Annotated in this window: 13 protein-coding genes; 3 read left to right on the top strand and 10 right to left on the bottom strand. The window is 67.6% G+C overall.

Annotation, left to right across the window (positions count from 1 at the left end):
- Nucleotides 1-91 precede the first annotated feature (91 nt).
- A complete protein-coding gene (locus NIBR502772_RS09925) occupies nt 92-727 on the top strand; it encodes a GNAT family N-acetyltransferase (RefSeq protein ID WP_141140060.1) in 636 nt (211 codons plus the stop codon).
- Here NIBR502772_RS09925 and NIBR502772_RS09920 read toward each other — a convergent pair.
- Nucleotides 697-1,347, bottom strand: coding sequence for a DNA-3-methyladenine glycosylase (locus NIBR502772_RS09920; protein ID WP_141140059.1), 651 nt, complete (start codon nt 1,345-1,347; stop codon nt 697-699). The genes NIBR502772_RS09925 and NIBR502772_RS09920 overlap by 31 nt on opposite strands.
- Nucleotides 1,348-1,425: 78 nt before the next feature.
- Here NIBR502772_RS09920 and NIBR502772_RS09915 point away from each other — a divergent pair, with 78 nt between their 5' ends.
- Both NIBR502772_RS09915 and NIBR502772_RS09910 read left to right on the top strand, forming a co-directional pair.
- Nucleotides 1,426-2,952, top strand: a complete 1,527-nt coding sequence (locus NIBR502772_RS09915; protein WP_141140058.1) for an AlkA N-terminal domain-containing protein — start codon at nt 1,426-1,428, stop codon at nt 2,950-2,952.
- A complete protein-coding gene (locus NIBR502772_RS09910; RefSeq protein ID WP_141140057.1) occupies nt 2,949-3,470 on the top strand; it encodes a methylated-DNA--[protein]-cysteine S-methyltransferase in 522 nt (173 codons plus the stop codon). Before NIBR502772_RS09915 ends, NIBR502772_RS09910 begins: the two co-directional genes overlap by 4 nt.
- A gap of 2 nt (nt 3,471-3,472) precedes the next feature.
- Here the strand turns inward: NIBR502772_RS09910 and NIBR502772_RS09905 are convergent, their stop codons facing one another.
- From NIBR502772_RS09905 to argC, 9 genes are all read right to left on the bottom strand, one after another.
- Entirely contained in the window at nt 3,473-4,240 is a 768-nt protein-coding gene (locus NIBR502772_RS09905; protein ID WP_141140056.1) for a maleylpyruvate isomerase family mycothiol-dependent enzyme, read from the bottom strand.
- Nucleotides 4,241-4,390: 150 nt separating this feature from the next.
- On the bottom strand, nt 4,391-5,839 hold the full coding sequence (gene argH, locus NIBR502772_RS09900) for an argininosuccinate lyase (RefSeq protein WP_141140055.1): 1,449 nt from the start codon (nt 5,837-5,839) through the stop codon (nt 4,391-4,393).
- Nucleotides 5,840-5,843: 4 nt separating this feature from the next.
- Nucleotides 5,844-7,049, bottom strand: coding sequence for an argininosuccinate synthase (locus NIBR502772_RS09895; RefSeq protein WP_056343011.1), 1,206 nt, complete (start codon nt 7,047-7,049; stop codon nt 5,844-5,846).
- A 106-nt stretch (nt 7,050-7,155) separates the two neighbouring features.
- Complete coding sequence (locus tag NIBR502772_RS09890; protein ID WP_141140054.1) at nt 7,156-7,692, bottom strand: arginine repressor; 537 nt, start codon at nt 7,690-7,692, stop codon at nt 7,156-7,158.
- Complete coding sequence (gene argF, locus NIBR502772_RS09885) at nt 7,692-8,726, bottom strand: ornithine carbamoyltransferase (protein ID WP_141140053.1); 1,035 nt, start codon at nt 8,724-8,726, stop codon at nt 7,692-7,694. Before argF ends, NIBR502772_RS09890 begins: the two co-directional genes overlap by 1 nt.
- Nucleotides 8,723-10,009, bottom strand: coding sequence for an acetylornithine transaminase (locus NIBR502772_RS09880; protein ID WP_141140052.1), 1,287 nt, complete (start codon nt 10,007-10,009; stop codon nt 8,723-8,725). The genes argF and NIBR502772_RS09880 overlap by 4 nt, the downstream gene beginning before the upstream one ends.
- A complete protein-coding gene (gene argB / locus NIBR502772_RS09875) occupies nt 10,006-10,962 on the bottom strand; it encodes an acetylglutamate kinase (RefSeq protein ID WP_104063393.1) in 957 nt (318 codons plus the stop codon). Before argB ends, NIBR502772_RS09880 begins: the two co-directional genes overlap by 4 nt.
- 44 nt (nt 10,963-11,006) lie before the next feature.
- Nucleotides 11,007-12,173, bottom strand: coding sequence for a bifunctional glutamate N-acetyltransferase/amino-acid acetyltransferase ArgJ (gene argJ, locus NIBR502772_RS09870; protein WP_141140051.1), 1,167 nt, complete (start codon nt 12,171-12,173; stop codon nt 11,007-11,009).
- A complete protein-coding gene (gene argC / locus NIBR502772_RS09865; protein WP_141140050.1) occupies nt 12,170-13,201 on the bottom strand; it encodes an N-acetyl-gamma-glutamyl-phosphate reductase in 1,032 nt (343 codons plus the stop codon). The genes argJ and argC overlap by 4 nt, the downstream gene beginning before the upstream one ends.
- Between the last annotated feature and the right edge of the window lie 107 nt (nt 13,202-13,308).

Here is a 13,308-nt window from a genome sequence, read left to right as displayed (position 1 = left end):
GCCGGTCCCCTGCCCCGGAAGTCACCCAATGTTCACTTTCAGGCCGCACACTTCCGTAGCCGTTCCGCCCAGTGGGTGATTAAATACTGCAATGCACCACGAGAACGTCCTGACCGGATACGGGCTTTCCCTCCTTCCGTTGGCACCGCACCATGCCGAAGGGCTGTTTGACTTCGTGGACGCCACGATGTGGGCAGGAATGGCCGCGCCCCTGCCGGCCACGGCGCACGAGCTTTCAGGGCTGTTTGCGGCCAGGATTGAGGACCCGGCCAGCCTGGCCTTCGCTGTGACGGACCAGCGGACCGGAGCCCTCCTGGGCACAACCGCGCTGAATGCGTTCGATGCCGCCCAGCAGCGCGTGGAAGTTGGCGGCACCTTCTTTGGACGGCAGTTCTGGGGCACGCACGTAAATCCCGCCAGCAAGCACGCCCTGCTCGCCTTTGCGTTCGAAGGCCTTCACGTTCAGCGCGTTGCGTTTCGCTGCGACGCACGTAATGTGCGCAGCGCCGCAGCCATCGAACGGCTGGGGGCAACGTTCGAGGGCGTGCTGCGCAGCCACCGCCTGGCGCCTGACGGCACACGTGCGGATTCGGCAGTGTTCTCGGTCCTGGGGCAGGAATGGCCTGTGGTGCAGCAGCGCCTCCAGCACCGGTTGGCGCCGTTCGCCCTGGCGGGAGACCACCCCGGCGGGACGGATTATGCCCGGCGCACCTTCGCCGCCTTGTAGCGGGACACGGTGGGATCCCCTGGCAGCCAGAAGCGCCAGGGATACGTCGCGGAGCCGCCGTCGCCGGAAACGCCCACCCTCGGCCCGGAACTGAACACGGGAGCGGGTACCGAAGGCAGCCGCAGCTCGAAGGGGTCAGCCAGCGCATCCCGGCCGCTGTCGGCGGTCGTCAGGGCCAGCGTGGTTGCCAGCCGGGCGGGGCCGCTCGCCAGGTCGAGGGCCGATTTCGACGTCGGACGCCGCACCAGCGCGAGGTGCTGCCCCTCCACCACCTCGCCCGCCCGCAGGAGGACGGCAGATGCGGTGCCTGCCGGGCCGCAGACGATGTTGGCGCAGTAGTGCATGCCATACGTGAAGTAGACGTAGAGGTGGCCGGCCGGGCCGAACATGGGCGCGTTGCGGGCCGTGGGGCCACGGAAAGTGTGGGAGCCGGGATCCGGATGCGACGAGTCGCCGGGACCCATGTACGCCTCCACCTCCGTGATCCGCACAGCCACAGTTCCCTCGTGGCTGTGGTGGGTCAGTACGGATCCCAGCAGCCGCGGAGCGACCCTCCGGGCGTCGCCGGACAGCAGTTCGCGGAGCTGATCCGGGCTGGTGGGACTCAGGCTGGCGGTCATGGTCCGACTCTATCGAACGCCACGGCCGTGTCCGATTTCCGCTAGCAGTCGCGGTCGCTGGCTGGCAGGATGGAGGGCATGGACTTCTGGCAGCGCTACCGCGCGATTGACGCGCGGGACACCCGGTTCGACGGGCAGTTCTACACTGCTGTCCGGACCACCGGCATCTACTGCCGCCCGTCCTGCCCCGCCAGGACCCCGAAAGCCGTGAACGTCACCTTCTACGAAACCTCTGCCGCAGCGCACGACGCCGGCTACCGGGCGTGCAAGCGCTGCCTCCCCGAAGCAGTGCCAGGCACGCCTGCGTGGAACATCCGGCAGGACCTTGCGGGCCGCGCGATGCGCCTGATCAACGACGGCGTGATCAACCGGGACGGGGTGGAGGGCCTCGCCGCCCGGCTGGGATACTCCTCCCGCCAGCTCAACCGGATCCTCAGCCACGAACTCGGCGCCGGCCCGCTCTCCCTGGCCCGGGCCAGCCGCGCCCAGACCGCCCGCACGCTGTTGGTGTCCACAGCGATGAAGCTGGCGGACATCGCATTCGCGTCCGGCTTCAGCAGCGTCCGCCAGTTCAACGACACCATGGTTGAGGTGTTCGCCATGACGCCCACTGCCCTGCGCGCGACCGCCAGGCACCACCGCTCCCCTGCCGCCGCGACGTCGCTGACGTTGAGCCTGCCGTACCGCGAACCGTTCGATCCCGGCATCTTTTCCTTCCTCGCCGTCAGGGCGATCCCCGGGATCGAGGCGGGGACGCCGACGTCGTACGCCCGTACTTTGCAGCTTCCGCATGGCGATGCCCGCTTCAGCGTGACTTACGACGACGGCGCTCCCGGACGGCCGCTGACCCTCTCCATCGGCGCGGTGGACCTCCGGGACCTGCCCGCACTGCTGAGCAGGGTACGCCGGCTCTTCGACCTCGACGCCGATCCGGTAGCCATCGACAGTGCCCTGTCCCAGGAGCCCCGCCTGGCCGCCTCGGTTGCCAGTGCGCCGGGCATCAGGATGCCCGGCGCGTTGGATCCGCAGGAGCTGCTCATCCGGGCGATGATCGGGCAGCAAATCACCGTGGCTGCGGCCCGGACCGCACTGACGCAACTGGCCGCTGCCGGCAGTCCCAGCGCGGTCCCCGGCGAGGGCCTTGACCGGCTGTTTCCCACCGCGGCCGAAATCGCCGAGGCCGGCTACTCGCTGCTGCGCGGTCCGCAACGCCGGATTGACGCCATCCGTTCCGCCGCGTCGGCCCTGGCTGGTGGCCAACTGGATTTTGGCTACGGGGACGATCTGCCCGGGCTCGGCGCCAAGCTGCTTCCCCTTCCCGGGGTGGGCCCGTGGACCGTGGGCTACGTGGCAATGCGTGTCCTCGGCGCGCCCGACGTGTTTCTGGCCAACGACGCCGCGGTGCGAAACGGCATCCGGGCGCTCGCCCCGGCCCGCACGAACCAAGACGGCGGCGGCGTTGAGGCACCTGGCGTGATGCCAAGCCCCGATTTCCGCGAGGTCAGCCCGTGGCGGTCCTACGCCACCATGCACCTGTGGCGCGCCGCCGCGGAGTCCAAATCCTCCAAACCTATACAGGCCGTTCCAGAGAAAGCGATGCTATGAAAGCCCAGCTGTTAGTGATGTCCACCCCGGACGGACCGTTCACCATCCTTGCCCAGGACGGCGTGGTCCTCGCCTCGGGCTGGACCGCCGAGCCGGGTGAGCTGACCGGCCAGATCCACCCCGAGCTGCGGCCCGGCGACGTCGAAGCGGTCACGGACCTGGGCAGCATCTCCCGGGCCGTGGAGGCCTTCTATGCCGGCGATCCCGCGCCTGCCATGACCGTCCCCGTGCGCCAGAAGTCTGGGCCGTTCCGGTCGCACGCCTGGGATGTGCTGAGGACTGTTCGACCCGGGTCACCGGTGACGTACACCGAGTATGCCGTGCTTTCCGGAAATCCGAAGGCGGTCCGGGCCGCGGCCAGCGCGTGTGCCTTCAACGCGGCTGCCTTGTTTGTGCCGTGCCACCGCGTCATCCGCACCGATGGTTCCCTGGGCGGATTCCGCTGGGGCCTGGCCATTAAGGAGAGCCTGCTGGCCCGCGAGGCAACGGAAAGCCTGCTGGCCCGCGAAGCCGGATAGGGCTACCGCGCTGCGGGTGTCCCGGATGGCGTGGCTCCGGCAGCCGGCGTCCCGGCTGGCCAGGGCAGCAGTTCCGGGAGGTCCACGCCGTCCGCGGCGGCTGTTGCCCGCAGGCTGCCGAGCGATGGTTCACGGCCGGCCAGCCAGGCGGCGATGTCAGTGATCATCCCGCTGATAACGGTGGAACGGCCGAGTCCAAGGGTCACGGGCGGGAGCCCGAGTGGCTGCAGCACGAGTTTTTCCCCCGGCGGGACACGTGCCGCCAGGAAGTCGAAGAGGTGCTCGCAGAACCTCCGGCTCCACATCTCTGGCCCGAGGCCCGCGTCCAGGTCCGCTGTGTGGATCACCAGTTCACGCCACAGCGCGAGGCCGCCGTCGAAGACCACACCTCCACGGTAGGCAATGGAGGCCTGCCAGCCGGCGTCTCCTTCCAGCGAATCAAAAGCCGTCAGTGCCCGGTCCAGGCCGGCCTGCAGGTCAGCCCGGTGCACATCCGCATTGTGGCCGGCGGCCATCTCAATGGCCTTCGTGCGTCCGTCCTGGCCTCCGTCGTACAGCTCAACAGTGGCGCCGCGGGCGGCAAATTCCAGCTGCCGCGCCATGGCGTTGGAGATACCGGCGAGATGCGCCAGGACGTGCCCACGGGTCCAGCCGGGCAGTGCCGACGGTGCCTTGACATCCTCATCGGTGAATTTCGCGGCGGTCGAGGCCACGGCGTCGGCGGCCTTATGCAGTTCGGCCAGTAGTTCTGAAGTAGTGATCCCAGTCATAGCGCCATGGTAGCCGACAGAGTTAACGACTCTTAACGCAGAACGCTCTCTCAGATAATGCATGAATACCGGCAACGCTCTCTCACTTTCTTGAGGAAAGTGAGAGAGCGTTGGCCAAAATGCTGCATCAACTGAGAGAGCGTTTGGGCGTTAGGCTGCGTAGTCCCGCACGCCGGCGAGCTCGCCTTCCAGCGCGAGCAGCTGGCGTTCGACGGCGGCGGGTGCGGTGCCGCCCTGTGAGTTGCGGCTGTTGAGCGACCCTTCGGTGGACAGGACCGTGCGGACCTCCGGTGTCAGGTGCTCCGAGATGGCGGCGTATTCCTCATCCGTCAGATCCCACAGCTCCACGTCGCGGCTTTCGGCCTGCTTGACCGCTGCTCCGGAGAGCTCGTGCGCCTCGCGGAACGGAACGCCCTGGCGGACCAGCCACTCGGCAATGTCCGTGGCCAGCGCGAAGCCCTGCGGTGCCAGCGACTCCATCCGTTCCGTGTTGAACTTCAGCGTCGCGATCATGCCGGAGACAGCCGGAAGCAGCAGCTCCAGGGTGTCGGCGGCGTCGAAGACCGGTTCCTTGTCCTCCTGCAGGTCGCGGTTGTACGCGAGCGGCAGGCCCTTGAGCGTGGCCAGCAGCCCGGTCAGGTTGCCGATCAGGCGCCCTGCCTTGCCGCGGGCCAGCTCGGCGACGTCGGGGTTCTTCTTCTGCGGCATGATCGAGGAGCCGGTGGAGTAGGAATCGTGCAGGGTCACAAAGGAAAACTCCTTCGTGGCCCACAGGATGACTTCCTCCGAAACGCGGGACAGGTCCACGCCGATCATGGCCGTCACCCAGGCAAACTCGGCGAAAACATCGCGGGAGGCGGTGCCGTCAATCGAGTTGTGCGTGGCGGAGAAGAAGCCCAGGTCCGCCGCGACGGCCTCCGGGTCCAGGCCCAGCGACGAGCCTGCGAGGGCACCGGAGCCGTACGGCGAAACCCCCGCGCGCTTGTCCCAGTCCTGGAGCCGCTGCACATCGCGCAGCAGCGCCCAGGCATGGGCCAGCAGGTGGTGGCTGAGCAGGATGGGCTGGGCATGCTGCAGGTGCGTGCGGCCGGGCATGGCCACACCGTGGTGGGCCTTGGCCTGCCCCACCAGCGCCTCGATGGTTGCCAGCACGCCGCGCGCGATGATCCGGGCGTGGTCACGCAGGAACATGCGGCCCAGCGTGGCCACCTGGTCGTTGCGGGACCGGCCGGCGCGGAGCTTGCCGCCCAGCTGGGTGCCGGCGCGCTCGATCAGGCCGCGTTCCAGTGACCCGTGCACGTCCTCATCGGATTCCGCCGGCAAGTACGCGCCTGAGGCGACATCGTCATCCAGCCGGCCCAGGGCGTCCAGCATGCCGTCGAGCTCGGCGTCGTCCAGCAGCCCGGCCTTGTGCAGCACGCGGGCGTGCGCTTTGGAGCCGGCGATGTCGTAGCGGGCCAGCCGCCAGTCAAAGTGCGTGGACTTGCTCAGGGCTGCGAGGGCATCCGCGGGGCCGCCGGCGAACCGGCCGCCCCACAGTGCGCCGGTGTTCGTCGAGCCGGTGGTTGAGCCTGTCGAAACCGGAGTCTGCTCAGCCAACGGTTTACTTTCCTGCGACGCGGATATCGCGGCCTGAGGCAACCTTGGCGGACATGCCCCACAGTTCGATGAAGCCGCGCGCCATGGACTGGTCGAACGTGTCGCCGGTGTCGTAGGTGGCGAGGTCGAAGTCGTAGAGCGAGGTCTCGGAGCGGCGGCCGTTGACGATCGCCTGTCCACCGTGCAGCACCATGCGGATGTCACCGGTGACGTACTTCTGGGTGTCTTCGATGAACGCGTCCAGGGAGCGCTTGAGCGGTGAGAACCACTGGCCGTCGTAGACCAGTTCGGCCCAGCGCTGGCCAACAGTGGCCTTGAAGCGGGCCTGCTCGCGCTCGACGGTGATGTCCTCAAGGTGCTTGTGCGCGGTGATCAGCGCCATGGCGCCGGGGGCTTCGTAGATTTCGCGGGACTTGATGCCCACGAGGCGGTCCTCGACGACGTCGATCCGGCCCACACCCTGCGCGCCGGCACGGCGGTTCAGTTCCTTGATGGCCTGCAGCGGGGTGACCCGGACGCCGTCGATCGCTACCGGCACGCCGGCTTCGAAGGAAATAGTGACCTCATCCGGGGCCGGCGGGAACTCCGGCGTCGCGGTGTAGTCGTAGATGTCCTTGGTGGGCGCGTTCCAGATGTCCTCAAGGTAACCGGTTTCGACGGCGCGTCCCCAGACGTTCTGGTCGATCGAGTACGGGTTCTTCTTGGTGGTCTCGATCGGCAGTCCCTTTTCCTCGGCGAAGGCGATGGCCTTGTCGCGGGTGAGGGCGAGGTCGCGGACCGGTGCGATGCACTTCAGATCCGGGCCGAGGGTCTGGATGCCCACCTCAAAGCGGACCTGGTCGTTGCCCTTGCCGGTGCAGCCGTGGGCCACGGTGGTGGCGCCGAATTCACGGGCGGCCTTGACCAGGTGCTTGACGATGACCGGCCGGGAGATGGCCGAAACCAGCGGGTAGTGGCCCTGGTAGAGGGCGTTGGCCTTCAGCGTGGGCATGCAGTATTCGTTGGCGAACTCGTCCGACGCGTCGGCCACGTAGGCTTCAACGGCGCCGCAGCCGAGGGCGCGCTGGCGGATGGTCTCCAGCGACTCGCCGCCCTGTCCGACGTCGACCGCTACGGCGATGACCTCGGCACCGGTGGCTTCACCGATCCAGCCGATGGCAACGGAAGTATCGAGGCCACCGGAGTAGGCCAGAACAATGCGCTCAGTCACGAAAATGCTCCTAATTGGGGTTGTAGATGTTGATCGGGGAATTTCTTCAGGAAAAATGTTCTGGGGAAAGCCTGTCACACCGGGAGGGTGTTCGGGCCGTGTGGGCCTACTGGCCGCCGCCGGCTTCCTCGGCGAGCTGCAGGAACCGGACCGCGAGGTCCTGCCCGCCCTGCGGATCCCGCGAAACCAGCAGCACGGTGTCGTCACCGGCAATTGTCCCCAGGACGGAGGGCATCACCGAGTGGTCGATGGCCAGGGCCAGGAAGTTGGCCGCACCGGGCGGGGTCCGGAGCACCGCGATGTTGGCCGAGGCTTCCGCCGTGACCAGGAGTTCACTGCACAGCCGGGCAAGCCGGGCATCCAGGATCTCCTGGCTGACCCCGCTCTTGGCCGCACGTTCGCCGCCCTCGCCGGGGACGGCGTAAACCAGCACGCCTTCCTTGCCGCGGACCCGGACGGCGCCGAGTTCCACGAGGTCCCGGGACAGCGTGGCCTGGGTGACCTGGACGCCGTCGTCCGCCAGCAAAGCGGCCAGCTCCGCCTGGGAGCGCACCGATTCACCCGTCAGGATCGCGGTGATGCGCGCCTGGCGGGCTGTTTTGGTGGCCGGGCTGGAGCCCGGCGCTGCAGGCGGGACGGACACTAGTTGCCGACCTCCTGGGGTGCCAACCCGTCCACCGGGGCCAGTCCTTCGACGACGGCGAGTCCGGAGCGGTGCATCAGCCAGGCCATCAGTGCCTTCTGCACGTGCAGCCGGTTCTCCGCTTCGTCCCAGACGATCGACTGCGGGCCGTCGATGACGCCCGCCGAAATCTCGTAGCCGCGGTAGGCAGGGAGGCAGTGAAGCACGACGGCGTCCTCCGCCGCGTGTGCCATGGCCGCCTCATCGACGGAGTACTCCCGGAACAGCTGCAGCCGGGCCTCCTTTTCGGCTTCCTGGCCCATGGAGACCCAGGTGTCCGTGGCCACAACGTCGGCGCCCTTGAGGGCAACGGCGGCGTCGGTGGTGACCAGCACGGAACCGCCGGTCTGGGCGGCGCGCTCCTCGGCCGCGGCAACGATCTCCGGTGCCGGGAGGTAGCCTTCGGGCCCGGCGATACGGACGTGCATCCCGGCGGTGACGCCGGCCAGCAAGTAGGAGTTGGCCATGTTGTTGGCGGCGTCGCCCAGGTAGCTCATGGTGAGGCCTTTGAGCTCGCCCTTGTGTTCCTTGACGGCGAGCAGGTCCGCCAGGAGCTGGCACGGGTGGTAATCATCGCACAAGGCGTTGATAACGGGCACCTTGGAGTTCGCCGCCATGGCCACCAGGCCCGAGTGCGCGCCGGTGCGCCACACAATGGTGGAGACCATACGCTCCAGGACCTTGGCGGTGTCCTCGACAGATTCCTTGTGGCCGATCTGCGCCTCGCCCGGGTTGATGATCAGCGCGTTGCCGCCCATGTCCGCGATGCCCGTGGCAAAGGAAACCCGCGTACGGGTGGAGGTCTTGTCGAAGATGACGGCCACCGTCTTGCGGCCATTGCCCTCCCCGGCAAAGGGCTGCACGCTGTACGGCGCTGCCTTCATGCGGACGGCCAGGTCCAGGACCTCGGCCTGCTCGGCGGGGCTCAGGTCCGTGTCCTTCAGGAAGTGGCGTGTGGTGCTGGCTGTGCCGGCGGAAGAAACTACAGGGGTCACTGCGCGTCCTTAGCTGTCTGGAGGAGTGCCGGGAGGGCGGCGAGGAAGGTGCCGGCCTGGTCCTTGGTGAGGATCAGCGGCGGGGCGAGCCGGATGGTGTGCGGGCCGGGGCTGTTGACGATGAAACCGGCGTCAAGGCCTGCGGTCACGACGGCGGGAGCCACGTCGGCGTCCAGGTCGAAGCCGATGAGCAGGCCTTCGCCGCGGATTTCGGTGACGCCGTCGACGGCGGCGAGTCCGGCGCGGAGGTAGTCCCCCACGGCAGCAACATTTTCCAGTACCCGCTGGCTTTCGATCGCGTGCAGGGTGGCCAGCGCGGCCGCCGTCGCCACCGGGTTGCCGCCGAAGGTGGTGCCGTGCTGGCCCGCGGTCAGGAGCGACGACGTCTGCTCACCGAAAGTGAGCAGCGCTCCGATGGGGAAGCCGCCGCCGAGGCCCTTTGCCAGGGTGATGGCGTCCGGAACAATCCCGGCGTCCTCCGTCGCGAGCCATTTGCCGGTCCGGCCGATTCCGGTCTGGACCTCGTCCAGGATCAGCAGGGCGCCGGCCTTTGTGGTCGCTTCGCGGGCTGCCTTCAGGTAGCCAGGAGGCAGGGGCCGCACTCCGGCTTCGCCCTGGATGGGCTCCAGGAAAACGGCGGCCACGCTTTCGTCGATGGCTGCTTCCAGGGCTGCGACGTCGCCGAACGGGATGTGGACCACGCCACCGGGCAACGGCTCAAACGGTGCGCGGTAGGCTTCCTTGGCGGTCAGGGCCAGGGCACCCATGGTGCGTCCATGGAAGGCGCCTTCGAGGGCGATGATCTTGGTGCGTTTGCCCGTGGTGCCGTCCGGGCTGGCTCCGTTGCGCCGGGCCAGTTTGAAGGCGGCCTCGACGGCTTCGGTTCCCGAGTTGGCGAAGAATACTTTGGAGCCCGCCGGGGCGTGCGTCAGTGCCAGCAGCTTTTCGGCCAGTGCGATCTGCGTGGGGCTGGTGAAGAAATTGGAGACATGGCCCAGGGTGGCCAGCTGGCTCGAAATCACGGACGTGACAAACGGATGGGCGTGGCCCAGGGCGTTGACGGCAATACCGCCGAGCAGGTCCAGGTATTCCTTGCCGTCGGCGTCCCAGACCAGGCAGCCGGCACCACGGACCAGGACACGCTGCGGCGTGCCAAAGACGCCCATCAAGGACGTGGAGTAGCGCGTAAGCCACTCAGCCCCGCTGGTGTGCCCCTTGGTTTCGACAAGCTCAACCACCGGGCTCTGGTGATCGAGCTTGTCGAGATCTTCGACGTTACTCATGAATCTTCCTCTGTATCGGGGACGACCTGCGTGCCGATGCCCGCCGTCGTGAATGTTTCCAGGAGCATCGAGTGCGGCAGGCGGCCGTCCACGATGTGCGCGCGTTCCACTCCGCCGTCAATGGCCTTGAGGCACGCTTCCATCTTGGGGATCATGCCTGATTCCAACGAGGGCAAAAGCTCGCGAAGCTCCGAGGCCGTCAGGGAGGAGATGAGGGAGGACCGGTCCGGCCAGTTGGCGTACAGTCCTTCGACGTCGGTGAGGATCACCAGCTTGGAGGCCCCCAGGGCTTCGGCGAGGGCGGCCGCGGCGGTGTCCGCGTTCACATTGAGGACCTGCCCCGTGGTCTGGACCTCTCCGGCTGCCGTCTCGAGGCCGTCGGACTCGATTTCCGGTGCCACGGTGGAGATGACGGGTATACGGCCGGCGGCCAGGATGTCCAGGATGCCCTCCGGGTTGACGCCGACAACTTCGCCCACCAGGCCCAGGTCCACTTCCTCGCCGTCAATGACAGTGCCGGTCCGGACGGCGCGGAGCAGGCCGCCGTCTTCACCGGACATTCCCACGGCATACGGGCCATGGGAGTTGATCAGGCCCACCAGTTCGCGGCCCACCTGGCCGGTGAGGACCATCCGCACCACGTCCATGGCTTCGGGGGTGGTGACGCGGAGGCCGCCTTTAAACTCGGACTCGATCCCCAGCCGAGCCAGCATGGAATTGATCTGCGGACCGCCGCCGTGGACCACTACGGGGTGGATGCCCACATGGTGCAGGAACACTACGTCTTCGGCGAAGGCGCGGCGCAGTTCCTCGTTGACCATGGCGTTGCCGCCGTATTTGATCACCATGGTAGTGCCGGCGAACCGCTGGATCCAGGGCAGCGCCTCGATCAGCGTGCCGGCTTTGCTTTGGGCATCACTCATGGACGTCGTTTCACGGGTCTGGGTGTTCATGCGTGCAGTATCTCCAGGGTTGCTGGTGGGATCTGGCGGGAGGATCAGCTTGAGTAGGCGCTGTTCTCGTGGACGTAGTCGTGGGTGAGGTCGTTGGTCCAGATGGTGGCTTCGGCGTCACCGGACTGCAGATCAATGTCCACCAGGACTTCGCGGGGTTCGAGGTCCACCAGGTTGCGGTCGTCGCCGATGCTGCCGTTGCGGCAGATCTGGATGCCATTGATGGCCACGTTCAGCTGGTCCGGTTCGAACACGGCGTCCGTGGTGCCCACGGCGGACAGCACGCGGCCCCAGTTGGGGTCCTTGCCGAAGATGGCTGCTTTGAACAGGTTGGACCGGGCCACGGAGCGGCTGACCGTTTCGGCGTCCCGCTCGCTGGCAGCGTTGAACGTACGGATGGCGATGTCGTGGCTGGCGCCTTCGGCGTCCCCGATCAGCTTGCGCGCCAGTTCGGCGCACACCTGGGTCAGCCCGGCCCCAAAGGCTTCGGCGGACGGGACGGCACCGGACGCCCCGGAAGCCAGCAGCACCACGGTGTCATTGGTGGACATGCAGCCGTCCGAATCAGCCCGGTCGAAGGTGACGCGCGTGGCGTCGCGGAGGACGACGTCGAGCATTTCCGCTTCGACGTCGGCGTCGGTGGTGAGGACCACCAGCATGGTGGCCAGGCCGGGTGCCAGCATGCCGGCGCCCTTGGCGATGCCGCCGATGGTGAACTCCTGGCCGTCGGCGTCCGTGCCGATGAACAGTGCGGACTTGGGCACCGAGTCTGTGGTCATGATGGCGGTGGCCGCATCCGGACCGCCGTCCGTGCTGAGCGCTGCCGAGGCAGCCTCGACGCCCGGGAGGATCTTGTCCATGGGCAGCTGCTCGCCGATCAGGCCGGTGGAACAGACAAACACGTCCGTCGCCGAGATGCCGAGGACCGCGGCTACTTTTTCGGCCGTGCTGTGGGTGTTCTGGAACCCTTGGGGACCGGTACAGGCGTTGGCGCCGCCGGAGTTGAGGACCACTGCGTCCACGCGGCCGTCCGAGACCACCTGGCGGGACCAGTGGACGGGCGCCGCAGCCACCCGGTTGCTGGTGAAGACGGCGGCCGCGGCCTTGGACGGGCCGTCGTTGACCACCAGGGCGAAGTCCGGCTTGCCGGAGGTCTTCAGCCCGGCGGTGACGCCTGCGGCGCGGAATCCCAGGGGGGCGGTAACGGTCACGGTGCAACTCCCTGCAGGTTGAGGCCGGCGGTTTCCGGCAGGCCAAGCGCAATATTCATGGACTGCACGGCGCCGCCGGCAGTCCCCTTGGTGAGGTTATCAATGACGCACGTCACAATCACGCGGCCCGTGTGTTCATCCAGGGCCAACTGCATGGCCGCGTGGTTGGAGCCCTGGACGGACTTGGTGGCGGGCCACTGCCCTTCCGGCAGCAGGTGGACAAACGGTTCGTCGTCGTAGGCATCAGCCCACGCCTGGCGGAGGTCCGCCGCCGTGGTGCCGGGCTTGACCTTCGCGGTGGCGGTGGTGAGGATGCCGCGGCTCATCGGCGCGAGCGTCGGGGTGAAGGACACCGTGACACTCTCGCCGGCAGCATTGGAGAGGCCCTGTTCAATCTCGGGGGTGTGGCGGTGGCCGCCGCCCACGCCGTAGGGGCTCATGGAGCCCATCACCTCAGAACCGATGAGGTTCACCTTCGCGGCCTTGCCCGCACCCGAGGTGCCGGAGGCGGAAACGATCACGACGTCGTCGGGCTGGAGCAGCTTGGCGGCGAACCCGGGCGCCAGGGCCAGGAGGGCCGAGGTCGGGTAGCAGCCCGGGACGGCGATCCGCGTGGCGCCCTTGAGGGCCTCGCGCTGGCCGGGGAGCTCCGGCAGACCGTAGGGCCACGTTCCGGCGTGGGCCGAGCCGTAGAACTTTTCCCACGCGGCAGGATCTTCAAGGCGGTGGTCTGCGCCGGCGTCGATCACGACGGTCCCCTCCGGGAGCTGTGCCGCGATCTCGGCGGAAGCGCCATGCGGGAGCGCCAGGAACACCACATCATGCCCGGAAAGATTCTCCACCGTGGTGTCTTCCAGGATGCGGCTGGCAAGCCCGTGCAGGTGCGGCTGCAGCTCGCCAAGGCGGGAGCCTGCATTGCTGTGCGCGGTGATGGCGCCGATGGTCACGTCCGGATGTCCCGCCAGGAGCCGCAGGACTTCTCCCCCGGCGTAGCCGCTGGCTCCGGAGACGGCAACAGAAATAGTCATGCCGTGAATCTTACAGCAAAAGTATTCAGTGTGCCCGATATTTATGCATCGACGTTGGCAACGATTCCCAGGGCGCCGCTGGACAGGCAGGCGTAAGATGGAGTGAG

Source organism: Pseudarthrobacter sp. NIBRBAC000502772 (assembly GCF_006517235.1).
Taxonomy (GTDB): Bacteria; Actinomycetota; Actinomycetes; order Actinomycetales; family Micrococcaceae; genus Arthrobacter.
The sequence above is the reverse complement of the archived record's forward strand: the minus strand, read 5'-3'. Positions and strand labels throughout refer to the sequence as shown.

Bases quoted from the DNA above. Each gene is read 5' to 3' on its own strand.
- NIBR502772_RS09915 (WP_141140058.1), top strand. From the start codon at position 1,426: ATGGACTTCTGGCAGCGCTACCGCGCGATTGACGCGCGGGACACCCGG.
- NIBR502772_RS09925 (WP_141140060.1), top strand. From the start codon at position 92: ATGCACCACGAGAACGTCCTGACCGGATACGGGCTTTCCCTCCTTCCG.
- argC (WP_141140050.1), bottom strand. From the start codon at position 13,201: ATGACTATTTCTGTTGCCGTCTCCGGAGCCAGCGGCTACGCCGGGGGA.
- argB (WP_104063393.1), bottom strand. From the start codon at position 10,962: ATGAACACCCAGACCCGTGAAACGACGTCCATGAGTGATGCCCAAAGC.
- NIBR502772_RS09910 (WP_141140057.1), top strand. From the start codon at position 2,949: ATGAAAGCCCAGCTGTTAGTGATGTCCACCCCGGACGGACCGTTCACC.
- NIBR502772_RS09920 (WP_141140059.1), bottom strand. From the start codon at position 1,347: ATGACCGCCAGCCTGAGTCCCACCAGCCCGGATCAGCTCCGCGAACTG.
- NIBR502772_RS09880 (WP_141140052.1), bottom strand. From the start codon at position 10,009: ATGAGTAACGTCGAAGATCTCGACAAGCTCGATCACCAGAGCCCGGTG.
- NIBR502772_RS09905 (WP_141140056.1), bottom strand. From the start codon at position 4,240: ATGACTGGGATCACTACTTCAGAACTACTGGCCGAACTGCATAAGGCC.